Below are 25,645 nucleotides of genomic sequence, written 5' to 3' on the forward strand. Positions count from 1 at the left end.
CTTCTCATCCATTAGCTCTTCATCAGACACAGCTCTTGAACAAGATTGTAAGATTTTATGTGCATTGAACATAACACCAATAGAGTGACCAAAGCGAGAATGTTCAGCACCAGGAAAAACGTAGAAGCTAAACCCTAATTGCTTTATCCATCTTAATCTTTGATAGAATGGTGAGTGAATGATTTCATATTCAACAGGTGTAAGCTTTATAAAGCCGTAGATAGGGTCGAAGACAACTCTTCCCCTTTTAGTAACATCCATGTTCTACCTCAGGAATTCTCTTTTAAAAAAGAATACCGGTCTTACCGACCGGATTTAATTTTATTGTAGCTTCTGCTTTCTTTTAGCTTTAGCTTTCTTCTTTCTGTTTTCTTTCTTTTCTTTTAACTTTAAATTAGTTACTAATGCTGAAAATACAAGCTGAGCTTCTCTTCTTAAACCATTCTCTTGAACAAAACGGTAGAAGTTTTCAATATCTGCAGCAGTACGAAAATTTCTAATACCTTTATTCTCTAATGTAGATGTATCTGTAGTTGTCGTACTCACGGTTCCTCCTTAAAAGAACTTAATTGCTCCAAAATTACTTTTGGAGCGAACTTAAATAATACTTAGTATATTTCAATAATTCAAATTTAATTTTTATTCATTACTCTTGGTTGATTAAGCTTCTTTTGGCTCAATCATTCCGTATGAGTGAAGCTTGTTGTAAAGAGTCTTAACTGTAATACCTAAAGTTTTAGCAGTCTTTGTCTTGTTTCCACCTAGGTGCTCTAGAGTATGACAAATATGTCTTCTTTCTAATTCATCAAGAGTCATTTCACTAAACTCTATAACTTTTGAATCACTTACTTCTTCTACTTTCTCTGCTTGAGATACACTTTCTGATAAGTGGTCTCTTTCTACAATCATTCCATCAGAAAGAATAAATGCTCTTTCCATTACTGACTGAAGCTCTCTAACGTTACCTGGCCAGTGATAGTCTTGAAGTGACTTCAAGGCACCTGGTGCTAATGATTTTTGTAAATCAGCATCCTTTCCTTTATTCAAGAAGAATGAAGCTAACATTTCGATATCTTCTATTCTCTCTCTTAGAGCTGGTGCTCTTAATGACATTGTATTTAGGGCGTAAAATAAATCTTCTCTAAATAATCCCTTCTCTACTAGTTCAGAGAAGTCTCTTGCACTTGAAGCAATAATTCTAACATCTGATCTGAAAGGAATTTGTCCTCTTACTCTAAAGCCCATTTTTTCATTTATAAACTTAATCAGTTTTGATTGGATCATTACTGGCATTGACTCGATATTATTAATGAAGATTGTTCCATTATTAGCTTGTTCAATAAGACCAATTCTTGCACTTTGTGCATCAGTAAAGTCTCTTGCTTCTTCACCAAATAACTCTACTTCTAATTGAGCTTCACTTAAAGATGAGCAATCAACAGATATAAATGCTCCTTCTTTTCTAGAACTTCTACAGTGAACTCTTCTAGCAATCATTTCTTTACCTGTACCAGACTCACCTAAGACTAATGTTGCAACATCAACAGCTGCTACCTTATCTGCTACTCTGATAATCTCTTTCATTGAATCTGATTTTCCAATGATATCTTTTTCTTCAATTCTATAAGAATCTAAAATATTTACGCTTGATTTACTCTGCTCAAGCTCTTTTTCTTTGGCTTCAATCTGTCTTGATAATGACTCATTTAAAAACTTGGCTGAAAGATAGATTTTCATGTTCTTAACTGGCTTTTCAATTGCTGCTAGGATCTCTAATACATCTGTAATATCTTCTCTAGAGAATGTTCTCTCTTCTGATAAGGCTTGGATATGGATTGTACCAATCATGAAACCATCACAACCGAGTGGTAAGCATAATTCAGCAACAGTATCTGTGTCAGCATCTGCTGAAAATAATGGATCTCTTGAAATATTATTTGAAAAGTATGCTTTCTTTGTTCTTAAAACATTTCCAGCAATTCCTGAGCCTTTTTCAACAATCTGACCATTCTTAACTGATTTTCCGTTTTCGCTAACTAGTAAACAAGAACCATTTTCTCTGACTCTAAGGATTCTAACTCTATCTCCTAATACGATATCTTTTAAGCATTTTGAGATTTCGTTAAAAAATACCTGCTCATCAAGAGTTGATAATAAGATAGACGATAGTTCTTCAATTCTTGTAGAGTTTTTAGCCAGTATCTCAGTCATTGTTTATCTCCTAGTCAGATTTATGTGTTATTTAATTAGTATCGCTATGCGTTAATCTAAGAAAATAATACACTGCGTCTGAATTTTTTACAAGACTAAAAAGCTCAAGTGTTCATTTTTTTTACTAATTTTCGCTATTACAGGGACTTAGTCCATCTAGGAGTTGTACAATTTCCAAAATTTTCGGTGATTGAGCCTATAATTTCTCCATCATTGTCCATTATGTATATATTTTGTACGGCCCTAGTCCTAGAGAGGACTCTCTGGCTTGAAAAGGCTATAAACTGTCCATCATTTGAATAAGTAGGGTCTTCATTAGAACCAAAGTCCTTAGTTAACCTAGCTAAATTATTACCATCACTGTCAATTCTAAAGATATCAAAACGAGTGTCCAACCAAGAACTGAAGGCTATTGTCTTACCATCTGGCGCAAATCGAGGCGTAGCGTTGAATTTACCTACATAACTAATCCTTTTAACCTTCTTAGTCGCCATATCCATAGTGTAAATCATAGGCTTCCCTGCTCTACCAGAAAGGAACGTCATTATAGAGCCGTTAGTATTAATCGATGGATCAACGTCTGGTGAGTAACTATTAGTTAATCTCGTTAGGGCCTTTGTCTTTAGATTCATGATAAAAATTTCAGCGTTCCCAACATGACTAAGCGTAAGCAGTATAGACTCTCCACCTGGCATAAATACAGCTCCAGAGTTTAACCCACTACGGCTAGAAACAAGTGAATTCCTACCAGTTTTCAAGTCGTAAACTCTCAAGTTGATGTTTCTATGCTTGCTGTTTCCACTTTCAATCAGAGAGTACAAAACCTTTGTACCATCGTGAGAAACCGCAGGAGAAATCACAGTTCCTCCATGACGAGTAAGTCTTTTCTTATTCCCACCATCGAAATCCATCATATAGAGCTCTTTCACAGGATCTTTTCTAGTTCCATGCCTATCAGAAACAAAAATCATCTTTGAATTGAATATAGATTTTTCGCCTGTAATAGACTCAAAAGCAGCTTGAGCGAATTTATGTGCTATCTCACGAGGATTAGAGCCAGAATAAACATACTCTCTCTCTGCAACACTTTCTCCTTTACCAATATCATGCGCCGAAAGCTTTACCTTTAGGCCAGTATTGTCTTGACGAAAAAATCCTCTAATAACATAGCTCACCCCTTGAGTCTTAAAGGAAGAATAGCTTAGACTTCCTTCACCTATTGATGAAAGTTCCTTTTTAACGGAAAATTTCTTCATATAAAATGAAAAGTCATTTCTAATAACATCCATGATAGTTGAAGCACTTGAGATATAATTTCCCGTAACTCCGCCCTGAAGAATAGGCTTAGCGACCTCAACCTTAGAAAGTTCTAATTCAGCCTCACCTACGGCCACAATATTAAGCTGTGCAATAGCTGAAAATGATAACAATATTGCCATTAAACTAATTAACTTTTTCATAATCACTCCTATAGTGGGAATCCTAGAACAATTTCACCTTTCAAGGCATTTGTTTTACTTGCCACAGGGACAGTAGAGAAAGGAGCTGCAAGCTGAACTGCTTTCATTGCTCGAGTATCAAATTCTTTTTCACCACTTGTTTCAAAAATTTCAGATCTAAGTAGTGAGCCATCTGATTTTAAATATATTCTAATTCTGCATTTCAAATCTTTATCTAAAAGAAATCCTGGAAGCTTCCAATGAAGTTTAACTTGTGCCGAAACAGTAGAAGCATACATTTGAAACTCAGTAAGTTCTTGATCAGATCGACCTGTTCCAGAAAGCGCTACACCCTTAGAGATTTTATTCCCTTCGGCAACTAGCTTCTTCAAAGTATTTGAATCGATCCCAACACCTTGTTTAGATCCCTTCTTCTCAACTTCTTTATACTTTGTTTTTGTGACCTTTTTCTTAGATAGACCTTTCATCATATCTAAGAAGTTTGGCTTTTTTACTTTCTTTTCAAAGACAGTATCACCCTTATTGATGACTTCAGCGGCTTTCTTTGAAGGCTTCTCAACAGGAACTTCTCCCTTAGCAGGAGCTTGCATCGTCTTAAGCTCCTTTAGGGTAAATTTTGGCATTGCAACCATATCAACTTTAACAGAAGCAGAGATCAATTTTAAATTATAGTCTTTAGTCTTTTGAATTTTATCGTGAACAAGTTTTCCAAATAGAAAAAAGAGCGCAACAACACTTAGGTGGAAAAAGAATGACCAGCTGAAATAATACTTAAATGTCTTATTATTTACTGTATTAATATTCATTATTTCTTTTCAATCTCCGTAACTAATGCAACTTTAAGAATCCCTTCTCTCTTTAAGTGAGACATTAAATTAGCAACATCTCCATACTTCATTCCAAAGTCTGCCCTTAAAAAAAGAGTATCTGTTTTATTCTTAGTGAATAAACTTTTGACTTCAGAGACTATTTCACCACGTAGAACTTTCGTTTCACCAATGTAGTAGTCTCCACTAGAAGTATAGGAAAGAACAACTTGAGTTGTTGTTAGACTTATAGGATTTACTTCTTTTGTTTTTGGTAAATCTAGTTTTATTCCATTTAACATAAGAGGTGCTGTAATCATAAAAATAACAAGAAGAACAAGCATCACATCAACAAATGGAGTTACATTTATATCTGAAATTGCACCTTTCTTATTTCCAATATCAAACGCCATACTATCCCTACTTAGCTAAAGATCTTTCAACTACATTTAAAAATTCTTGTCCAAAGCTTTCCATTTCAGACTGAACTTTAGAGTTATCGTTATTGAACTGATTATAGAACCAAACAGCAGGTATAGCGGCAACAAGACCAACAGCTGTTGCAACTAGAGCTTCAGCAATACCTGGAGCAACTGCATCTAAAGTTGCCCCTCCACCAGCAAGTCCCGTAAATGATCCAATTATTCCCCAAACAGTTCCAAATAAACCTACGAATGGAGAAATTGAACCTATACTCGCTAGAGTTGATAAAAACTTCTCAAGTTCAACATTGATCTCGTGAACACCTTTTTTCATCCCTCTTTCAAGAAACGTTAATCCGTATTGTGAAATATGTTGCTCTAATTTTTCTTTATCCTCACCTAAAACATCTTTCAGTTTAGAGAGTTCTATATAGCCATGTGTAAATAGTGATCTATAAGGAGAGATTGGTAAGTTGTGACAACTCTCCATAACTTCCTTAAGAGAGGTCGAGTTTTTATATACATCAAGAAAATCTTTACTATTTGCCTGAAGCTCTTTTAATAATCTTTTCTTCTTAAGAATAATTGCCCATGAAACAATAGAAGCTAGAACTAAAGAAACTAGAACGGTCTTAACAACAAGACTGGCCTCTAACATAATTTGAACGATATCTAATTCACCTGTAGTCAAAATGAACTCCTTAATTTTTTAGTCAAAAGTATTACTTTTATTTTATACTGTTAATAGAAAGCTGCAACCGGCAATGCTTTATACATCCTCATCAAATGTTAGATTTTTCTTCCCAACATAATACATATATCCAATTGATACAGTAGTAAGGGCCAGAAAAAGAAGAGCAGAAGGTTCCTGAGTAGGAATTAAATATGAAAAATCACTTCCCCAAATAAAATCTATTCCAAATAGAGAAATTAGAGGGCAAATAAACATTACAAGAATAAGCAGAGGATAACTCCAGCTCCCCTTTGACCAATACGAAGCAACAAAACATAAAGTCAAGTAAAATGGTAAGGATATATGGGCATAGCTAGAGTGTGTAAATACATTCGCATTAAGAATAAAGCTAAGTGTAATAAAAAGTATTGTTTCAATTACTTTCTTCTTACCTGAGACTTTATAAATATTTTGAAGAAATAATAAGAATATGACTTCAGTAAAAAGATAGATAAATGAACCTATATATGAAGAAAATATTTTGAAAAATTCAAATGTCACTCTTTCTGCAATAAGTGGCTTCAAGAACGTAATAGAAAAAATTATATTGAATACAATTAATGTAAAAAGAGTTCTTCTTGGAACTTTGTAATGATCTATAAAGAATGTTCTTAGAGGTTTTCTAGATGTTGATCTAATGGATATAAACTTTGCTATTATAAAGAAAGATACTATTTTAACAAATGAGGCTATTTCCCATCCTTGATCAAAATTCCAATTCTCCACAATATTTAATGAATGATCTAATTGAAGATGAAAAAAAGTAATAACTGAAGAGACAATTAGATACACTCCCCAATTAAGAATTAAGAAAAAAACAATAAAGGATAAATGGATGAGAAATCTATTTCTCTCTTCTAGTTTAGACTTAACTTTCATACTAATTTGGTGACAACCAATTTAACTGAAGCTCAGGAGATGGAAAAATTTTAATATATTGCTCATACAGAGAATTTCCCTTCACGAGGTTGTCAATTTTCTTTAGAAGTGAAAAGTACGAATTCCAAAATTTTAAATTATTTTTTAGAATTTTTTCCATCTCTTTAGTTACAGTAAATTGCTGCTTAAAATTGAATCCCTCAGTTAAAATAATCTGATCGTATCGCTCTAAAATACCTTTTAGAGAAGTCTTATCAAATTTCTTACCTTGAAAGTTAGATGACAGTACCGACTTTATATCTTTAGTCATTGCCATCTCTTCGAAGAAGCCCTGCTTAATTCGAATATAGTCCTCAAACAATAAGATTGAAATCTCAAGTTTAGTAAGGTCCATTGTTCTTATAAATGGAATTGATAGTAAAAATAGAACTTCATTCTTTTTATAAGGTAGAGCAAAGTGAAAAACATTTGGAGAATCAACAAGAAGAATTCTAAATTTCACTTCAAAGACACCTACACTTTGAAGCAATTGCTCTAGTGATTCATCTAATCCATAGTCTGGCTTTTTAACATTCCATTTTAAAATTGATGCATTTTTAACAAGCCAATATTCACTAATGAAAGGCCAGAAGTCTTCCTCTGTAGGAAAGTTATAGCGAGACCTATCTTTTTCTAGTCTTTTCTTTTTCTTATCAAGTGCAATTAAAGACTTTTTACGAGCGGCCTCTTCTAGACCATCACTCTTTATAACATCTTTTATCTTGGAGAAATCAATTAGCTCATTCTCTTTTTCTTCTTTTGACTTTTCAGCCGAGAGTCCTGACAGGCACAACATTAATAGAGACAACACTAGTGTAATTTTCATATTAATTGGCCCTCGATTTACCAGTTACATACTGATCATAGAGTTTTCCCCAATAAAACATCTCATTGATCTCTAGCCCTAGAGAATCAAAGAACTTTGGGTACTTGTCCTGAAAACACTTCACTTTTGTATCTGAAAGGTACTCTTCATTCATATAGCCATCATAAGAGCCAACTTTAACAATCTTCCAAGTTCTATTAAATAAAACTCGAGACTTATTTTTTGATTCCAACTTATATACTTTAACTGGGTGACCACACTCTGTAGTTGTAAGATATATTGAATGCTTCGAAGGATTCTTATGCACTTGTGCAAATATTTTATTCACATACATAACTTTATCAAGAACTTTAGACTGATCTTTTGCTAAAGAACTTTGCATTACTAAAAATAAAATCAAGAGCTTTTTCACTACACCTTCCAACGAAACTGAATTGTTTCCCAAGAGTGACATTGTGGACATCGCCAAAAAATTTCATCTGAATTATAACCACACTCATTACAGTAATGTTTTGTTAAAGACTGATGAAAACTATTTAAAAAATCTTTCGTATATTTCACAACCTCAGAACTCTTATCGAGATCAATCAAGAGTTTAATATACTCACTATAGATTGCCTGAGAAGTATGTGGGTGATCTTTTACCCAAGGTTCCATAATCTTATAGGCCCTTTCGAGTAGGTTTCTTGATTTTAAAAGTCTTACTTTTGAAAGAATTACTGACGGAGAACTTAAAAACTCTGAGTCATCAAGCTCTAGGAAGTAATCTCTAAGCATACTTAGTCTAGTACTATATTGTTCTTGGTCATCCTCTGCACCTTTAAAACCTTCTTCTAAAGATTCAAAAATAAAAGATGCGTACATTGGATGTTCTTTTAAAAGTTCTAGCAGTGAAAATTTTGCTTGTTCTAAATTTCCGTCATGTAGTTGAACTCTAAGTCTTAAGATCTTTGCTGAAACAGAAGGAGCAAACCTAAATGCATCTTCTAAGTCTTCCCTACTCTTAGCAAACTCACCTTTTTCAAAGTAAATTTTAGCTTTTTGAACTAGAATATGTGAAATCGTTTCTGCTTGATTATTATGACCTACTTTAGAGAGCATTATTCTGTAGTGATATGCTTGGTCCCAATCTTCGACATCTTCGTAAATTCTACAAAGAGATTGAATAACTTCGAACTGATCTCTGTTTATTTTAAGAACGTCTTTATAAGTCTCTACAGCTTTATCAACAAAGCCACCTTTATCAAAATCTACAGCAAGCTCTTTCAATGCTCTTAATCTGTGAGACTCAGAGATATTTTCTCTTGCAATAAGTGATCTGTGTATACTTATAGCTTTTTCAATCTCACCGTTACTTCTAAATAACCCACCGAGAGCAAAGTATGTCTCAATCGTTTCTCTGTTAATATCAACAGCATTTAAAATTTCTTTAATTGCTAGATCTTTATTACCTGAAATTAGATATTGAGTAGCATTTAAAAAGACTTTAGACTGAGCTTCAAATATAGAATTTCTGTATCTTTTTGAAAGTTTAACACCTGTATCCTTCTCAACAAGGTAATGAAAGAAGAGAACAGTCATGATGGCCACTGCTACGATGGCCAAAAGATATTCTTGAATCCACTCTAAGTATAATTCCAATTTATTTTCCTATTTTCCGAAAATCAACATTGGCATGTAATCTACCATTGTACTTAATCTAATGTTTGTTGTGGCCTCATCTAAGTTATCAACAAGATCCCAGATACCACTCTTCTTCTTTTTCTTAATATATTTAAGGGCAAAGTCCCCTTCTAGATTTAACTCTTTATGAATCGCTCTTCCGGCCTTCCAAAGTCCACCAAGTTCATCCACAAGACCTAAATCTCTAGCTTCTTCTCCTGAAAATATTTGTCCTTGCGCTAAATCGATAATTTCTTTTTTAAGCTTATCTTTTCTAGTCGCCTCAATATCTCTCATAAATTGTCTATGAACGACTTTAATCATCTTGTTCATTATATCTGTCTCTTCATTTGTCATTGATCTATGAGGAGAACCGATATCTTTATACTTACCTGCTTTCACAGGAACTTGTTTAACCTTGAAATACTCATAGACTTTAGATAGGTCTGTGAAGTTCATTATAACTCCAATAGACCCTGTTAATGTTCCAGCAGAGGCGTAAATTCTTCTAGTAGCAGCACCTAGATAATAGCCACCACTTGCAGCGATAGCATCAAAACTAGCATATATTGGCTTACCTTTAGATTCTTTATCTTCCGGATCGTAGGCTTCATCTATTCTTCTAATTTCTTCATAAATTTCTTGAGTTGGACCAACTGCTCCACCAGGTGAGTTAATTCTTAGAATAATGGCCTTAACAGTCGTGTCCTTTTCAGCTCTCTCTAAAAGTTCAACTGTATTCTTAGCAGACATTATTGCGCCGGTAACCTCGACCACAGCGATCTGTCCCTTCTTATTCTGGGAGCCAAACACTTTAGACTCATCATTAAATACTTTTACTGTATAAGTCGCAAAGACCATTAGAATTATAAAGAATAGGAATACCATTAAAAGGATTCCAATAACTGCCCTGTTTTTAGTTTGCACTTGAATTCTCCATCTTGGAAAAATTATTAATTCCCTATATCTTCCCAAAAACAATGGGTTCCGTAAACTTAACACAAAAGATTCCCTAAGGTTTTTTGCAATAATGTCGATAAATAGTTGAGAAATTGAATATGGAGTCAATATGAGACAAACAATTCTAGCAACGATTTTATTACTAGTGACTTTTGGAGCTTCAGCAGAGAGCTACCAAGCTCCTTCTCTAAAATTAGCGAGACACCCTGACCATTCTGGTCAAGTAATTAAGACTGGAAATTGGGACTCTCAATATAAAGTTGAAGAAGAAACTCTCCCAGATAGAGATGTTGCCTCTGAAGAAGAAGTAATGCCAGAAGCAGATAGAAGTCCTTCCTCAGAAAGAAAGCCTTCATCTAAGATCAGAAAGCCTACGGTTGAGCCGTGGCCTTACGATCCATCAGAAGCAAACTAATCGGCCCAAAGATTTAGCTTATCGTGCTCACTCTTTAGCTGCCCGCAGGCTGCAAGAATATCAGTTCCTTTAGTAATTCTTGTCGTACAGATATACCCTCTTCTAATTAATTCATCTTGAAACCATTTAATTTTTTCATCACTTGGTCTCTTGAACTTAGATTCTGGATATTCATTGAAAGGAATAAGATTAACTTTAGAAACACCTTTATCTAAAAGGTCACTCAATCCCTCTAAATCCTCTACACGGTCATTTAAATCAGCAATTAGAATATACTCATAGGTAATCCATCTATGTGCTTTAAGAGGAATTTTTCTAATGGCCTCAAATAATCTAGTCAGGTCATATGCTTTATTAATAGGCATTAACTCTGTTCTAATATTATCGTGGGCTGCATGAAGAGATATTGCAATATTGACAGGAGGAAAGTCTTCAAGCTTCTCAATCTGTGGCACTAGTCCAGAGGTTGAGAGTGTGATCTTCCTTTGTCCAAGACCAATTCCTTTATCTTCCATAAAGACTTTTGTTGCTTGTTTTACATTATTAAAATTATGGAGTGGCTCGCCTTGTCCCATATATACTATATTTGAAAGTCTTGCTTCTTCATCCACATTGTCTCTTAGCCACTTTGTAACAGCAAGGTATTGACCTACAATTTCCCCAGTTGTTAAGTGTCTTGTTAGCCCCATCGTTCCTGTATGACAGAAAGTACACCCAATGGCGCAGCCAATCTGAGAAGAAACACAAAGAGTTAATCTATTATTTTTAGCGGGAATTGCTACAGCTTCAACAGTATTAGAGTCACTCATTCCAACAAGAAACTTTCTTGTTCCATCAGTACTTAGACCATTCCAAACAATTTTTGGAATATTAATATCCATTTTTTCTATAAAGTCATTTTTGATTTTACTTGAGACATTAGACCACTTATCAGGATCAAACTCATATCGCTTAAAGATCCAGTTATAAACTTGATCAGCCGCAAATTTAGCAAAGCCATTTTCTTTAAGATACTCTCTAAGATCTTCAAGAGTTAGTGAATATAGTGAAGTTTTCTTTTCACTCACGCTGTTTCCCCAGAATAATTAATTAAGGGGAATACATAACTCTTATTAAGGGTTTACACAAGAGTTCAGGCAAAGATTACACTCGTAAATTCAGAAGAATCCCACGTGCCTTGATCACTTTTATCTCAATAGTTGGGTCGCAGAGCTTCTTTCTCATATTAGATACATGTGTATCAATTGTGTGGTGTTCAACATCTTGGCTTCTCCACACACTCTGAGCGATCTGATCTTTAGTTAGAATTTTTCCAACATTTTTCCACAGTGTATATAAGATCTTATACTCAGTAGGAGTTAAATCTATTAAAGCTCCATTAGTTTCAACCCTTTGGGAGTCAATAATTAACCTAGTAGCTCCATGTCTATAAACAGCAGATGTTTCCTTACTGAGTCTACTAATCCTGTTATTTACTCTAGCAAGAAGCTCTCTAGAGAGAACTGGCTTTAGTATATAGTCATCAGCTCCAAGCTCAAGTCCCTCAACCTTAGTCTCTACTTTAGTAATACTTGAAAGGAACATTACAGCTGTTGTTGATAGGTCTGTAGATCTCGAGACTTCCTTGAAAACCTCAAATCCACTCATAATAGGCATATTAATATCAAACAAAATAGCATCAAACTTTTCAGTTTTAAGGATCTCAATTGCCTTTAAAGCATTGATTTCTGAAACGACATGAAACTCTTTAGCAAGAACCTCTGTAATCGTATCCAACATATCTTGTTCATCATCTAGCAGGAAAACTCTTTTTTTATTCATATAAGAATTACATCAATTTAGAGGACTTTACGCAAGTTTTTAAATTCATTATTTAAAATACCTTAAACTTTCGTTAAACTATTAACTAAATAGAATCTAAGGACTTTATGAAGCTCAATATATTACTAATTATCACTACCCTATGTGTTGCTCTTAACGCTAATGCATGGCTTGGAGTTCAAGTACCAAAAGATTCAAATGTTATTAAAATATTTGGATCAGCAAGTAAGACAGAAATAGACAAAGAGACGGTTAATCTTTTCGTTTGGAATATGTACAAGGCCAACAAAGAGAGCTGGAAATATCAATTTAAATCTCAAATTCCTTATTACGACTTCTTTTTACTGCAAGAAATGCTAACGAAACCTGAAGTAGTAGATATATTCTCAAATACTGAATCTCTAGACTTCATAACTGCAACATCATTTATCTACAAAAAAAGCGGAGAAAGAACTGGCGTAGCAACAGGTTCAAAATACTCTCCAAGCTGGTCAAAGTTTCTTCGTAGTCAAAAAAGAGAGCCTATTCTCTCTACACCCAAAATGACTCTTTTCACAAAATACTCAATCAGTGGCAGTGACGAAGAGCTACTTATCGTAAATATACACGCCATAAATTTTGTCAGCTCTCAAGCTCTAAGGTCTCAACTCCAAGATGTTTCAATAGTTATTAAATCCCATTATGGTCCAGTTGTTTTTGCTGGAGATTTCAATACTTGGACAAATGAAAAGCAAGGCTTTCTAAAAGAGATTACAGAAGAGCTAGGAATGGAAGAAGTGACATTTAAGAATGACACTAGAAAGAAAATGTTTGGTTTTATTCTAGACTTTATCTTTGTCCGAGATATCAAGGTTCTAAGTTCAAACGTCCATGATGACCTTAATGGATCAGATCATAATGCAATAAGTGTAAAGTTAAAATTCATTAAACACTAATAACAGGACGCTCTTTAATAAGACTAATCCCTCTCCCCTTCGTAGCTTTTATCGAAAAGTTAAAGGTATTAATTTTTTTCCTAAGATTACAAATATGAGTATCAATAGACTTAGATTTTCCATACGCTCCTCCAGGCCATAGAGAATTTATAAGAGAATCTTTTGAGTGAAGACGATTAGGACTTCTTACGAGAGTGAGTAGTACCTTAAACTCTATTGGTGTTAGCAGCTTATCCTCGCCATCAATATAAGCTTTCTGATCACTTATATTTAAAATAAGATTACCGACCTTAAGTTCTAATGCGCTTGGCTTTCTATACTTCTTAACCTTATTTTCTAGTCTTGCGTTTAATTCTGCAGTTGAGACTGGTCTCGTAATAAAGTCATCAATGCCATAATCGAAGGACTTTACTCTATTTTCAACATTATCTTCAGCAGATAAAAGAATAACGCCAACCTGTAGCTTATCGATAACAATAAGTAGGTCGTTTAGAAATTCAAAGAAGTTACCTTTTTCAGCGTAATCATCAATTAAAATGAGATCTACATTTTGATTCTTTGATAAAGTCTTAATAAGAAGATCTCTATCGTTATAATAAGTTGCCTTAAATTTATCTGAAATAGCTTTTTGTATTTTAATGTGATTTTCTATTTTCTCATCAAAGTAAATGATATTAGCTCGCATAACTTCCCTGTCTTTAACTGACTTTCTTACATAGAAATATATCAAAGATTTGGAATATTTTAAGCTAGAGGAACCTCAATTTTTCTTGACGATTCCTATAATCTCAAAGGCTTAGGACTTTTGAACTACTTACTTCCTATCGAATACTTTTTGAAAAAATGACTTCTTCTGAGTGATAGAGATATTTTCAATTAAGTTACCATCACTATGTAGTGCTTCTAATAGGTCACTAACCTTAGAAGACTCTTCAATAATTGAATTAAACTCATCCATAGACAGGAGGCCTACGTAAGGAAGTCTTAACTCATCACAAATGTAAAAACAAAACTTCGTAATATCATCTACACTTTCAAATGGACCTAGTCCTATTTCCTCAGCAGGATTTTCAACATCATAGTCATGACAAAACTTTTCTAGCAAGTCCGGCTTAACGGCTCCCTCATTAGTTAAGACATGAAGTAAGTAATATGAACCTTTTGAATAGTTAAGATCATTGGCAGGATTTTTAAATCTGTATATAGCTATTAACTTGTCCATATATTCACCTAAGAGAAAACACCAAAATCAATAGAGAAAGAACCATCAGGTAGTAACTCTCCTTGAATTTCATGTGGTAGTGTTGATAATTCACAGTTAAATTCATCAATTATTTTTAATAGAGCAAAGTTCTTTGCAAACTTAAATTTTACTTTTTTCTTGTAGCTTGTTGGATTATAGATACTAAGTCTTCTAACTTCTTCGTAATTTAATTCATTAATTGAGGACCCTCTTGTACGCCAAAAGACCTCTACATTTTCAGAAGTTTCTATACTCATGTGCTGTATTTCAAAAGTACTAATTAACTTTTTCCAAAAGTTTACTCTATCGTTTATTCCACGAGTGAGTAACTTCTCTCCATTAAATACTATTAATTTCCCTTCTCCAAGTTGAGCATAAGTAACTTCTGTAAGGAAGTTTACCTTTTCAACTTCTAGATTATTTTCAAGAAAAAAGGATTCAAGTCTTCTTACTAATCCCTCTTCAAGACCAGAGTTATCTAATATAATCTTTCCACCATTCATAAATATTTTAAGAATAGTTTTAAAATCACTCTCTATTAACTCTCCACCTTGAACAAAGAAATATTGTTCTAAAACGTTACGTCCCTCTTTCCACTCAAATAACTTTTTATCCAAATATGAAAAGCAACTATAGAAATCTGTTGAAAGAGAATCTGTTAATCCAAGATCATTCCAAATCTTAGAACTCTCATCAATACGGACAAGGTTAAAGACATTTAGAGTTTTAAATTGAACAGACTCAGTTTCATAAACGTCGTCTTCAGACAGTTTTTGATTTAAGAATGTACTCTCTACCATCTCAGAAAGCTGCCTACCCAATACGCCTTTTTTCTTTCTATGAGGAAGGAGAATTGACGATGGGATAACACCTCTTGATATACTTTTTGAAATATCTTTTGAATATTTAGAGTTAAGATCGTTGGCACTCATCCTATTTAAAAGGTCCTCAAGTGATCCACCTAGGAATGAAAACTTTAAAACTCCTTCCCAGTTTGCACCAACTCCAGCACTCAAAGACTCTAAATACAAAGAAGTAATAGTGTCAGAGAATTCTTTTTTCACTATATACTCTTCTTCAATCGAGCTTATACCTTGAAACTCAGTAGAGTCTTTTTGAGCTCTAGCTTTTAAAAATCGACTGAATGCTTGCTCAAAAACTTTTGAATAATCATCTAAGTAGCTTATATACTCATCATTCTCTAAGCAGCCACAAACATATCCATACACATCAGAAGAGATTCCACTCTTAGAAATATATTGTCCAAATTTCGTACAAAATTTTGAATATGCTTGAAAAACTCTTGGATCATAAAAAGAATAAAGCTTATTTATATTTTCTTCGTTATCAATAATTCCATAGGCCATCCCCTCTTTATTAAGAGCGATGGACCTTGCCAAGAGATGTGGAATCCCACCATTTGCTAAAAATGGAACGGGTGTGAGCGGCATAAGAAAAGTAATCTCCTTCCCTAACTCACAAGCAATATCAAATAATTTTTTTAAATCTGTTTCTGGCTTTGTTTCAGCAAAATCATAATTGTCACCAGTATCAGAATGAAAGGACCAATTTACTGGGACTAATATTTTATCACCTTTACTAAATTCTTCTAATTTAGTTTTCCATAGAGATGATGAAGTTTTCCAATAAAGAAACCAATTCTCTCCAGGGAACACTGCATCTGCGTCTCTTGTCACAGGTGTCGTTAGACTCAATGAATACCTCGTGTCTGCACTAATTTCTTCCATGATGTTTCCTTAAACCCTTAAAATTCTATCAATTTGTTTAAAATGATGTAAAGCATCTTTTATATAGAATTTGGAGAAGGGCCAAAGACTTGTCAGAGTTTTAATCCATTTGATATAAAACATGCGTCAATTTCACAATAAGTCATTGAAGATACTCAATAAATAGATCTTATATTCAAAAGGATTATTAAATGTGGTTTTTTACAGAAGAAGAAAAACAAATAAAAGAACTATGTGCTGACTTTGCTCGTAGAGAGTTAGCTCCAGTTGCTGAAAAGCACGATACTGAAGAATCATTCAATCTTGAAGCCTTTAAAAAAATGGGCGAACTTGGTGTTCTAGGAATTACTGCAGATCCAAAATATGGTGGAGCAGGAATGGGTGCAGTAGCTGCAACAATCGTAATGGAAGAGTTTGGAAAAGCATGTGCTTCCTCTACTTTAAGTTACCTTGCCCACTCTATTCTTTGTGTAAACAATATTCAAAATAATGCTTCAGAAGAACAGAAAGAAAAGTACCTTCCAAAGTTAATCTCTGGGGAACATATTGGTTGTATGGGTATGAGTGAGCCAGAATATGGTTCTGATGCAGTAGGTATTCAAACAAAAGCAGAAAAGAAAGATGACCACTACCTACTTAACGGTACAAAGATGTGGATCACAAATGCTGAGTACTCAGATGTAGCCTATGTTTATACAAGAACAGGAAAAGAGAGAAAGAACTTATCAACATTTATCGTTGAAAAAGGTGCAGAAGGGTTTTCTGTAGGAAAGCCTATTCATAAAATGGGAATGAGAGCATCCCCTACAGGCGAACTAGTATTTGAAAACTGTAAAGTTCCTCACACGGCCCTAGTTGGGAATGAAGGTGACTCTATCTACCACATGATGAAAAACCTTGAGCTTGAAAGAATTACTATTGCAGGTATTTCTCTTGGTATAGCTCAAGCTTGCGTTGAGCAATGTGTGAAATATGCAGGAGAAAGAGAACAGTTTGGTAAGCCTCTTGGTAACTATCAAATGATTCAGAAAATGATTGCAGAAATGGCAACAGAAACAGAGATGATGAGAAGATTCCTTTATACTGTGGCTAAAGAATATGACGATGGTAAGAAAGGTCCAATGGTTGCAGCTCAAGTTAAGCTACAAATTCCAAAAATGGCCACAAAGATAGCTCTCGATGCAATTCAGCTTCATGGTGGATATGGTTATTCAAGAGAGTTCCCAGTTGAAAGAATGATGAGAGATAATAAACTAAATGAAATTGGTGCAGGAACAAATGAAGTAATGATTATGATCATTGCTAAAGAACTCCTATCACTAAATAAAACAGCTAATTAATCAATTTTAAATAGGCCCTATTGAATTAGGGCCTATGATTACTCTCAAGTCACTTAAATAACTAAAAAATTTCTTTTCACCCTCCTTGCAGAATGACTGAGAATAACAGTCAACCACTAACGTAAAATCAAATATCTCCGATACGTAAGAAAAGGAGATATGCTTGAAAGGTTCATTCATTATTTTAATAATTCTCATAGGCCCTTTAAGTAGGTCTTGGGAAACAGACAATTTTACAAGTCGAAGAAAGATCTTAAAAGCCTCTGATGAAGAGAAGACTTCAAACCTATACAATTTAAATGATGAAATGAATAAAAAGATAAGATCCATCATTGAAAATATTAATGAAAATTATAGCTGCAAAGAAGATATGAAAAGAATAGAAAATGGGGATATCCCTAGGATCTATTCACACATTGACGATGTTCTTGGTGGCACACATGCTAAAATAGAAGAGTTTGCAGAAGAAGGTGCCGCGGTACTATACGATCATGATAGATCCTGGCTAGCGACAGAGAATATTTATAGTAAAAACTATGGACTTCAAGGCTCCTTAAATTTAAATGGACACGTCATTGGACCAGATAAACTCGGTCACTTTGTTGACCAGGGTTTTGACCTAATGCAGGTGATGATCGAAGAAGGAATGACTAAAGAAGCTTTTCTTTTATCCATGCAAGAAAGTAATGATTTAGAAGATGGCTGGTATGGACTCGCAGCTTCTGGAGTAAAGTCTTATGGAGATATGGCAGCAAATTTTTCAGGACTTAGCTTCTATTATGGTCTCTTGAATGGAGACAACCCTCAATTAAGTTGTGATCCTAAAACAAATAAATACTCACTAAATTACGACTTTGATTGGTCGGACTATGTTAATGATTCATGGGATGAAGGTGTTAACTGTTCATTCTTCTACGCTGTAGAAAATCCTTTTGGAAAAAATACTGAACCTAAGGATATTATGAATCACAACAACAGAAGAAGAAGAATGCAAATACACCCTACTTCTTTTAAAATTCAATCAACTGACGAAGAAAAGCATTTAAGCAAATACCTTGAGGGATTAGAACCTCCGATGTCATGCCCTGCGGAAATGAATAAGTGCATGGAGATCTCAAGTAGTAATTGCGCCAATTACTTTATTTCTCCAAAGTGTCTAATGAACGTTGCAAAAAGTGCAAAGTGCGACTCTAGTAACTTTGATAATTTATTCAAAGTCTCAAGAAATAGTGATTCAACATATAAATATAATAGAGATAATATATACGAGGAAAGTAATGACAAAAGTTCATTTTTTAATAAGTAGTTTACTTTTACTAAACTTAAACCTTTCTTTTGCTGATTCAGGTTCTTTTAAAAAGAAAGTTTCAAGAAAGATTGCTTCAGTTTTTCAAGAAAAGAAAGGAAACAATGTTTTTGATGAATTCATAGCATGTAAAAATACAGAAAAGAATAGTACGTATTTTACAAATGTTTCAAGTTGTATGAGCAAGTACTTTCCAAAAGAGATGTCCGAGTCAAATAAAGTAGACTTAGTAATCTTCATGCTTAGTGGATCAAGCTTCTCATCTCTATCCAAATGCACCTTTGAAGTACTAGAAAATCATCCAAGCGTTATTGATAATGAAAATGATTTTGTACTTTGCTCTGACTATTTAAAAGGGAAAAAGCAGAGAAAAAGAACTGCTCTTTTCTATTTCGATCAAAGAGGAAAAAGATTAGAAATTTTAGATATCCGAGACTAGTAGTAAACAAAACGACATCAGGAAGTAGCAGTTAGAGCTTTTTTCATCTCTCATAAAACAGATAAGTATTTAATAGTAGGACTGTAGTTCTCCCTATTTATCTTAGGCTAGAGTATCCTATTTACTTAAATCATCTCCGTAGGCCTTTCTAAGTTGTTAGAAGTAGGTTGCACACAATGACATATAGGTTCTAATATTGCTAAATCATTGAGTTTTTTGCTAGTATGCCGTTCAAATTACAAAGAAAAATCTATCGGGAGAACTTACGTGCTAAGTGAATTACAAGTCGAATTATCTAATCAATTAAAGAGATTTTGCCTAGATAAAATTGAGCCTCATATGGAGGAAGATGACAGTAATGAAAACTTTAGAATGGACATCTATAACCAAATTGGTGAATTAGGAGTTGCAGGAGTCACTATTCCTGAGGAGTACGGAGGAGCAGGTCTTACGTATCAAGATCTTTGCGTTGTTTTAAGTGAACTTTCAAAGTCTTCTGTATCTTATGCTGTAACACTTTCTGTTTCTGTAATGTCTCAGTCTATTCTTTCTGAATTTGGAAATGAAGAACAAAAGAAAAAGTATCTTCCAGCTCTCACTAGTGGTGAAGAGATAGCCGCATTTGCTCTATCTGAGTCACACTCAGGTTCAGATGCAGCAGCACTAAAAACAACGGCTAAGAAAGTTGATGGTGGTTATGTATTAAATGGTTCTAAGATGTGGATCACTTCAGGTGGAATTGCAAAAACTTATATCGTAATGGCAAGAACTGGTGTCGAAGGACACAAGGGCATCTCAGCCTTTATCGTAAGAGATGGAGCTGAAGGTTTTTCATATGGAAAGAAAGAAAATAAAATGGGTTGGAAAGTTTCTCCAACGAGAGAGCTAATATTTGAAAACTGTTTTGTTCCAACTGAAGATCTTCTTCAAGAAGAAGGTATGGGATTTAAAATTGCTCTAAGCGCTTTAGATAGAGGAAGAATAACTATTGGTTCTATTGCTGTTGGTCTAGCTCAAAGAGCATTAGATGAAGCAGTTAAATACTCTTTAGATAGAAAGCAATTTAACCAGCCTATTTTCGACTTCCAGGGTCTTCAATTCATGATGGCAGACATGGCAACAGAGATAGAATGTTCGAGACTTCTAGTAGAAGAAGCCGCAAAAAACTTTGACAATGGAACAAAGAACCAAAAGATTGCTTGTATGGCAAAACTTAAAGCAACTGATACAGCGATGAAAGTCACAACAGACGCAGTTCAAATTCTTGGAGGGGTTGGTTACACAAGTGAGTACCCTGTAGAAAGATTTATGAGGGATGCTAAAGTACTTCAAATTGTTGAAGGAACAAACCAAATTCAAAAAGTTGTTATTGGAAGAAGCCTTAAGAAGGAATATGCAAAATGAATATTGAACTAAATAGTCCATTTGAAAAAGATAATGCCCTTTTTAGTGAGAGCTTTTTAAAAGAAAAACTTAACTCTTTTAAGAATATTATTGCAGATCCTAATATTGGCTTTTTTCAATTAGCTCAAAATACAGAACTAGCAAAGTCGTGTGAAGACTTCTATAACAAAAATAAGGATATTAAGACTTTTGTTCATGTTGGTATTGGCGGAAGCTCTCTGGGTCCAGAAATGCTTGTTTCAGCACTAGGTAAGAGTGATGTTCGTTTTGAGTTTATTAATAATATAGATCCTGAAAGAATCTCAGAGCAACTTGTTGATATAGATCCAGACCATTCACTTTTTTATTTTGTTTCTAAATCTGGTGGTACTGCTGAAATGACAGCGGCCATGGTCTTAATAATAAACTGGCTAGAAGATAAAGGATTAACACAAGAACAATGGAAGAAGAGGTTTATCTTCGCTACTGATCCAAAGAAAAGTATTCTTCTAGATCTAGCTAAGGATCTGGATATACCTACCTTAGAAATTCCATCCGACATTGGGGGAAGATTTAGTGTTTTAACTCCAGTTGGACTACTTCCAGCTCTATATGCCAATATTGATATTTATCAGCTTTTATCTGGAGCAAAAAAGGCAACTGAGAAATGCCTCAGTGACGACGTTAAAAATAATGAATTATTAAACACATGCTCGTACCTATTTGATCTAAAAAACTTCGACATTACTCAGACAGTATTTATGCCCTACTCTTCAAAACTAAGAGACTTCTGCTTTTGGTTTGTTCAACTTTGGGCAGAAAGCCTAGGGAAGAAATTAAACACTAAAGGTGAAGAAGTCTTCACTGGTTTAACTCCAATTCCAGGCTACGGAGCAACTGATCAGCACTCTCAAATGCAATTATTTATGGAAGGTCCAATGGATAAGTGCCTTCTATTATTGGAAGTCGAGAAATTTTCTTGTGATTACTCACTTAAATCAAATATAGATTATCCATCATTCAATAAGTTATCTACTCACTCATTATCTGATCTAATGAAGGCCGAGCTTTATGGTACGATAAAAGCGCTAAAAGAAAATGGAAGACCTCATATTCACTTCAAGGTTAAAGAGAATAACGCCGAAGCTATGGGTGAATTAATAATCTTCTTCGAAAGTCTTACTGCTTTAATGGGTCATTACTTAGATGTTAACCCATTTGACCAACCAGGAGTTGAACTTGGAAAGGTCTATGCATATGAGAAATTAGCAAATAGCTGAGTAATTTGATTAGTACTAGGAAGTAATGTAAGCAGTTGTATTAAATGGCCCTTAGAGCTAGAATTGAGTTTAATTAAAAACAAATTATTTCATATATATTTTCAGGTATAAAGGTATAAAAATGAGTGATGATTCTACAGTTGTACTAACTGACATTAAAGCAGCACTTGCTTCAGCAGAAAAAGAAGCTGAGCAAAAACCAGCGGCCCTACTCGTTGTAGGCGGAGATTTAAATGGAACTATTTTCAATTTAAATCAACCGGAAGTTTCTTGTGGAAGAAATGCTGACAATATTATTCCTCTTGAATTTAATGGTATCTCAAGACATCACTTTAAAGTAGTAAACCAAGGCGATGACAATTGGACAGTTGAAGACACTGGGTCAAAGAATGGTACTTTTTTAAACAATAAAAAAATTGAAGGATCAGTACCTCTTAGTAAAGGCGATATGATCAAGCTTGGAAGTATGGCCCTTAAGTTTTTACCAAAAGGTGATCCAGAAAGACTTACTTATGACAAATTAAGTATGGAGGCCAACACTGACGGACATACTGGTTGTTACAATAAGACATACTTTAATAACAGTATTGAACTTGAAGTGAAGAAATCAAAAGTTACAGGAGATCCACTCTCTTTAATCCTCTTTGATTTAGATCACTTTAAATCATTAAATGATAACTATGGTCACGATGCTGGAGACTTTGTTCTTAAAGAGCTAGCAGATGTGATAAGAGGCGGTGGAGTTAGAGATAACGATGTATTCGCTAGATATGGTGGAGAAGAGTTTGTAATTTTACTACCTAAAACAAACTTAAAGCAGTCATTTGAGATAGCAGAAAGACTAAGAAAGCTTATTCAAGATCATGACTTTAACTATGAAGGAAAAATACTTCCTGTGACAGCTTCAATTGGAGTTGCAGATTATCGTCAAGGTGTTACAAGTGGAACAGACTTATTTAAAAGAGCTGATGAGTCTGTCTATAAATCTAAAGAAGGTGGAAGAAATCAAGTAAACTTCTACCGAGGGCAATAACCATACAAGAAAATCAGCACAAAATAAATCTCCTTCCGGAGCATTTAATAGATCAAATCAAGGCCGGTGAAGTAATTGAAAGACCGGCCTCTCTAGTTAAAGAACTCCTAGAAAACTCTCTCGATGCCGGCTCTACGAATATAAAAGTAACCATAATTGAAAATGGATTAGATCTAATCTCAATCGAAGATAATGGAGATGGTATTCTATTTGAAGACCTTCCCTACGCCTTCTGTAGACATGCAACCTCAAAAATTGAGCGCTTTGAAGATATCTACAATTTATATAGCTACGGATTTAGAGGTGAAGCACTTGCCTCTATGGCAGCAATATCACGTATAACTTGCACTTCGACACCAAAAAGTAATCCTGAAGACGGTGGGAAAATCGTTATTCATGGTGCTAAAGAGATGTCTCATACACCTATCCCTGGGAAGAAAAATGGAACATCGATATTTATAAAAGATCTATTTTTCAATACTCCAGCTAGACTGAAGTTCATAAAATCAAAAACTAGTGAAAAGAATGCGATGAAGAGAATTATCAATGCATTCATTCTTACAAATCCAAAAACTCAATTCTCTATAAAGTGGGATGATAAAGATAAGCAAATCTTCAAACCTGTGACTGAAGAAAATCTTCAAGATAGAATTAAGCAAATCATACTTCCTAAGAATGCTAGCAACAAAGATCTTTACGAATTTACTGGTGAGTATGAAGGCCACAGTGTACACGGTTTTGCTTCTGCTCTCACTAGTAAAGGAAATGCAGGGAAAGGACAGTACCTCTTTGTAAATGGAAGACTCTTTACTGATAGACAAATTCACCAATCAATTCTTAGAACAATGGAAAAGGCTTGGCCTTTTGGAGAGACCGGTCACTACTGTGTAATGCTAGATGTTCCTCCAACACAAGTTGATGTAAATGTTCATCCAAATAAGACTCAAGTAAAATTTTTCAAGTCTAATGTTGTCTTCTCTCTCGTCTCGGCAAGTATAAAAAAGTTTATAGATGAGAATACTGAAATTGTAGCGAAGCCTCAGGAAGAACTTTTTACAAGTACTGAACAAAGAGATCAAGGGCTACAAATGTTCTCTAATAATCCATTTACAACATATAGTAGCCAGCCACATAGACCAAGTAGCATGAATTTTGATAGGTCTAAAAGTGTTGAACTCCCAGGAAGTGAAGAAAATAAATCGATTCAATTAAATAGAATTAATGATAGATACCTATTTTTACAAGACGAGAATTCAAACAAATCAATAGTGGATTCATTTTCATTATTCATAAATTACTGGATGAAGGACTGGTCAGTTAGATATCCATATGTAGAATCTTATACAACTCCTCTACTCATTAGTGAGCCTTTCCTACTCGATGAAAAGATAAGTAGCAAATTAGATCTACTGAAGAACTCAGGGCTTGAAATTGATAAGCTCGACGAACAGACATATGCTCTAAGAACCATTCCAAACTGCTTTGATTCATTCAACGTAAGAGAAGTTCTAGGAGATATTCTACTCTCTATAAATAATGAAAACATTGAAATAGAGACATTCAGAGAAAATATGTTAGAACTTATTTCGACAATAAAACTTAAGGATTTTTTCTTAAGTGACTACTCTATCATCCATATTCTGAAAGAATACTCCATGATAGAAGCACTAGAAAGTAAATCAATTATAAACCTAGATGATAAAATACTAGAAAAAATATTCAGATGAGTTCAAAAAAAATAATAATAATTTCAGGTCCTACAGCTTCTGGTAAAACATCAACCAGTATGAATATATACGACCACTTACTTAAGGTCGGATTAAGTCCTGCAATAGTAAATTTCGATTCTTTACTCTTTTATAAAGAATTATCTATAGGTACAGCAAAACCTAGTCAGAAAGAACTCGGTGAATATGAACATCATCTTGTTGATGTTGTCAGTGCCAAGAGTCCACTAAATGCCTCTGAATTTTTGGAGTATGCTGACAAGGCTCTCAATGATTTAATCGAGCAAGGCAAGACCCCTATTTTTGTAGGAGGGTCCGCTTTCTATGTAAGGGCCTTTGTTAAGGGGATGTATGAAGCAAACCCTATTCCTAAAGAGTTGAGACTATCAATAGATGCTGAGTATAAGGAAAAAGGTATTCAATTTATTAGAGATTTTCTAAAAGAAAATGATCTCGACTCGTATAATTCACTTCATGAAAATGATCATTACAGAAATATAAGAGCATATGAGTATTTCAAATCTACAGGAATGCCTATTAGTTTAGAAAAAGAAAAGCTAGAAAAGAACAGTCCTTATGATTTCTCAATCAATAGGTTAAATGGTTATGAGATTATTCATATCTATCTCGACCTTCCAAAAGATGAACATTGGAAAATAATACAATCAAGAACACAAGATATGATTAAAAGTGGACTAGTTAATGAAGTAAAAGATCTTCTTCAAAATGGATTTACTGGCAAAGAAAAACCTCTTACCTCTATTGGATACAAAGAAACAATTCAATTTATTAATGGAGAATTCTCTAGTGAGGATGAATATATCGATAGAATTGCAATATCGACTCGTCAACTTGCAAAATCTCAGAGAACATTCTTTAAAAAAGTAACTCCTAAAGAAACTTTTCATCCACTAATAGATAAAGATAATATAGTTAACTTAGTTATCTCAAAGTTAAAAGAGGACTAGTTCTTCATA

General features: G+C 34.2%; 26 protein-coding genes and 1 pseudogene. 10 read left to right on the forward strand and 17 right to left on the reverse strand.

Annotated features, from left to right (window positions below; genetic code table 11):
- The 12 genes and pseudogenes from ABX784_RS06310 to sppA all read right to left on the reverse strand — a co-directional run.
- Nucleotides 1–261 (reverse strand): annotated as a pseudogene (locus ABX784_RS06310) (phosphohydrolase); the annotation flags it as partial.
- Between the two features lie 60 nt (nucleotides 262–321).
- Nucleotides 322–546, reverse strand: a complete 225-nt coding sequence (locus tag ABX784_RS06315; RefSeq protein WP_372653962.1) for a hypothetical protein — start codon at nucleotides 544–546, stop codon at nucleotides 322–324.
- A gap of 114 nt (nucleotides 547–660) precedes the next feature.
- Nucleotides 661–2,211: a sigma 54-interacting transcriptional regulator gene (locus tag ABX784_RS06320; RefSeq protein WP_372653963.1), complete on the reverse strand. Its 1,551-nt coding sequence runs from the start codon at nucleotides 2,209–2,211 to the stop codon at nucleotides 661–663.
- A gap of 137 nt (nucleotides 2,212–2,348) precedes the next feature.
- The gene (locus ABX784_RS06325) at nucleotides 2,349–3,671 is read right to left on the reverse strand and encodes a TolB family protein (protein WP_372653965.1); all 1,323 of its coding nucleotides are present in this window, start codon (nucleotides 3,669–3,671) and stop codon (nucleotides 2,349–2,351) included.
- Nucleotides 3,672–3,679: 8 nt separating this feature from the next.
- On the reverse strand, nucleotides 3,680–4,477 hold the full coding sequence (locus ABX784_RS06330) for a TonB C-terminal domain-containing protein (protein ID WP_372653967.1): 798 nt from the start codon (nucleotides 4,475–4,477) through the stop codon (nucleotides 3,680–3,682).
- Nucleotides 4,477–4,890, reverse strand: coding sequence for an ExbD/TolR family protein (locus ABX784_RS06335; protein ID WP_372653969.1), 414 nt, complete (start codon nucleotides 4,888–4,890; stop codon nucleotides 4,477–4,479). The genes ABX784_RS06330 and ABX784_RS06335 overlap by 1 nt, the downstream gene beginning before the upstream one ends.
- A gap of 7 nt (nucleotides 4,891–4,897) precedes the next feature.
- A complete protein-coding gene (locus ABX784_RS06340) occupies nucleotides 4,898–5,590 on the reverse strand; it encodes a MotA/TolQ/ExbB proton channel family protein (protein ID WP_372653970.1) in 693 nt (230 codons plus the stop codon).
- A gap of 78 nt (nucleotides 5,591–5,668) precedes the next feature.
- On the reverse strand, nucleotides 5,669–6,511 hold the full coding sequence (locus ABX784_RS06345) for a hypothetical protein (protein ID WP_372653972.1): 843 nt from the start codon (nucleotides 6,509–6,511) through the stop codon (nucleotides 5,669–5,671).
- 1 nt (nucleotide 6,512) lies between these two features.
- Nucleotides 6,513–7,376, reverse strand: a complete 864-nt coding sequence (locus tag ABX784_RS06350) for a hypothetical protein (protein ID WP_372653973.1) — start codon at nucleotides 7,374–7,376, stop codon at nucleotides 6,513–6,515.
- A 1-nt stretch (nucleotide 7,377) separates the two neighbouring features.
- On the reverse strand, nucleotides 7,378–7,788 hold the full coding sequence (locus ABX784_RS06355) for a hypothetical protein (RefSeq protein WP_372653974.1): 411 nt from the start codon (nucleotides 7,786–7,788) through the stop codon (nucleotides 7,378–7,380).
- Nucleotides 7,788–9,017 carry a hypothetical protein gene (locus tag ABX784_RS06360; protein ID WP_372653975.1) on the reverse strand — a complete coding sequence of 410 codons (1,230 nt, stop codon included), beginning with the start codon at nucleotides 9,015–9,017 and terminating at the stop codon, nucleotides 7,788–7,790. The genes ABX784_RS06355 and ABX784_RS06360 overlap by 1 nt, the downstream gene beginning before the upstream one ends.
- A gap of 9 nt (nucleotides 9,018–9,026) precedes the next feature.
- A complete protein-coding gene (gene sppA / locus ABX784_RS06365; protein ID WP_372653976.1) occupies nucleotides 9,027–9,965 on the reverse strand; it encodes a signal peptide peptidase SppA in 939 nt (312 codons plus the stop codon).
- A gap of 142 nt (nucleotides 9,966–10,107) precedes the next feature.
- On the opposite strand from sppA, the gene ABX784_RS06370 reads away from it, so the two are divergent.
- The gene (locus tag ABX784_RS06370; protein ID WP_372653977.1) at nucleotides 10,108–10,413 is read left to right on the forward strand and encodes a hypothetical protein; all 306 of its coding nucleotides are present in this window, start codon (nucleotides 10,108–10,110) and stop codon (nucleotides 10,411–10,413) included.
- Here the strand turns inward: ABX784_RS06370 and rlmN are convergent.
- Both rlmN and ABX784_RS06380 read right to left on the reverse strand, forming a co-directional pair.
- Nucleotides 10,410–11,480 carry a 23S rRNA (adenine(2503)-C(2))-methyltransferase RlmN gene (gene rlmN / locus ABX784_RS06375; protein WP_372653978.1) on the reverse strand — a complete coding sequence of 357 codons (1,071 nt, stop codon included), beginning with the start codon at nucleotides 11,478–11,480 and terminating at the stop codon, nucleotides 10,410–10,412. The genes ABX784_RS06370 and rlmN overlap by 4 nt on opposite strands.
- 76 nt (nucleotides 11,481–11,556) lie before the next feature.
- Nucleotides 11,557–12,234 carry a response regulator transcription factor gene (locus tag ABX784_RS06380; RefSeq protein WP_372653980.1) on the reverse strand — a complete coding sequence of 226 codons (678 nt, stop codon included), beginning with the start codon at nucleotides 12,232–12,234 and terminating at the stop codon, nucleotides 11,557–11,559.
- A gap of 107 nt (nucleotides 12,235–12,341) precedes the next feature.
- On the opposite strand from ABX784_RS06380, the gene ABX784_RS06385 reads away from it, so the two are divergent.
- Nucleotides 12,342–13,169: an endonuclease/exonuclease/phosphatase family protein gene (locus ABX784_RS06385; RefSeq protein WP_372653982.1), complete on the forward strand. Its 828-nt coding sequence runs from the start codon at nucleotides 12,342–12,344 to the stop codon at nucleotides 13,167–13,169.
- On the opposite strand, the gene ABX784_RS06390 is transcribed toward ABX784_RS06385, so the two are convergent.
- From ABX784_RS06390 to ABX784_RS06400, 3 genes are all read right to left on the reverse strand, one after another.
- Complete coding sequence (locus ABX784_RS06390) at nucleotides 13,159–13,854, reverse strand: winged helix-turn-helix domain-containing protein (protein ID WP_372653983.1); 696 nt, start codon at nucleotides 13,852–13,854, stop codon at nucleotides 13,159–13,161. The genes ABX784_RS06385 and ABX784_RS06390 overlap by 11 nt on opposite strands.
- Nucleotides 13,855–13,983: 129 nt before the next feature.
- Nucleotides 13,984–14,391 (reverse strand): hypothetical protein, encoded by a 408-nt coding sequence (locus ABX784_RS06395; protein WP_372653984.1) that lies wholly within the window; start codon nucleotides 14,389–14,391, stop codon nucleotides 13,984–13,986.
- Between the two features lie 8 nt (nucleotides 14,392–14,399).
- A complete protein-coding gene (locus tag ABX784_RS06400) occupies nucleotides 14,400–16,160 on the reverse strand; it encodes a hypothetical protein (protein WP_372653986.1) in 1,761 nt (586 codons plus the stop codon).
- 191 nt (nucleotides 16,161–16,351) lie between these two features.
- Between ABX784_RS06400 and ABX784_RS06405 the strand changes: the two genes are divergently transcribed.
- The 8 genes from ABX784_RS06405 (at nucleotide 16,352) to miaA (ending at nucleotide 25,636) form a co-directional block, all read left to right on the forward strand.
- Nucleotides 16,352–17,500, forward strand: a complete 1,149-nt coding sequence (locus ABX784_RS06405) for an acyl-CoA dehydrogenase family protein (protein WP_372653988.1) — start codon at nucleotides 16,352–16,354, stop codon at nucleotides 17,498–17,500.
- A gap of 163 nt (nucleotides 17,501–17,663) precedes the next feature.
- Complete coding sequence (locus tag ABX784_RS06410) at nucleotides 17,664–18,806, forward strand: hypothetical protein (RefSeq protein WP_372653989.1); 1,143 nt, start codon at nucleotides 17,664–17,666, stop codon at nucleotides 18,804–18,806.
- On the forward strand, nucleotides 18,778–19,245 hold the full coding sequence (locus ABX784_RS06415) for a hypothetical protein (protein WP_372653991.1): 468 nt from the start codon (nucleotides 18,778–18,780) through the stop codon (nucleotides 19,243–19,245). The genes ABX784_RS06410 and ABX784_RS06415 overlap by 29 nt, the downstream gene beginning before the upstream one ends.
- Nucleotides 19,246–19,512: 267 nt before the next feature.
- Nucleotides 19,513–20,649, forward strand: coding sequence for an acyl-CoA dehydrogenase family protein (locus ABX784_RS06420; RefSeq protein WP_372653993.1), 1,137 nt, complete (start codon nucleotides 19,513–19,515; stop codon nucleotides 20,647–20,649).
- Nucleotides 20,646–21,908, forward strand: coding sequence for a glucose-6-phosphate isomerase (locus tag ABX784_RS06425; RefSeq protein WP_372653994.1), 1,263 nt, complete (start codon nucleotides 20,646–20,648; stop codon nucleotides 21,906–21,908). Before ABX784_RS06420 ends, ABX784_RS06425 begins: the two co-directional genes overlap by 4 nt.
- Nucleotides 21,909–22,029: 121 nt before the next feature.
- A complete protein-coding gene (locus ABX784_RS06430) occupies nucleotides 22,030–22,941 on the forward strand; it encodes a diguanylate cyclase (RefSeq protein ID WP_372653995.1) in 912 nt (303 codons plus the stop codon).
- A gap of 23 nt (nucleotides 22,942–22,964) precedes the next feature.
- Nucleotides 22,965–24,668, forward strand: a complete 1,704-nt coding sequence (mutL, locus tag ABX784_RS06435; protein ID WP_372654006.1) for a DNA mismatch repair endonuclease MutL — start codon at nucleotides 22,965–22,967, stop codon at nucleotides 24,666–24,668.
- On the forward strand, nucleotides 24,665–25,636 hold the full coding sequence (gene miaA / locus ABX784_RS06440) for a tRNA (adenosine(37)-N6)-dimethylallyltransferase MiaA (RefSeq protein WP_372653996.1): 972 nt from the start codon (nucleotides 24,665–24,667) through the stop codon (nucleotides 25,634–25,636). The genes mutL and miaA overlap by 4 nt, the downstream gene beginning before the upstream one ends.
- The last annotated feature ends 9 nt before the right edge of the window (nucleotides 25,637–25,645 follow it).

Source organism: Halobacteriovorax sp. (assembly GCF_041587335.1).
Taxonomy (GTDB): Bacteria; Bdellovibrionota; Bacteriovoracia; order Bacteriovoracales; family Bacteriovoracaceae; genus Halobacteriovorax.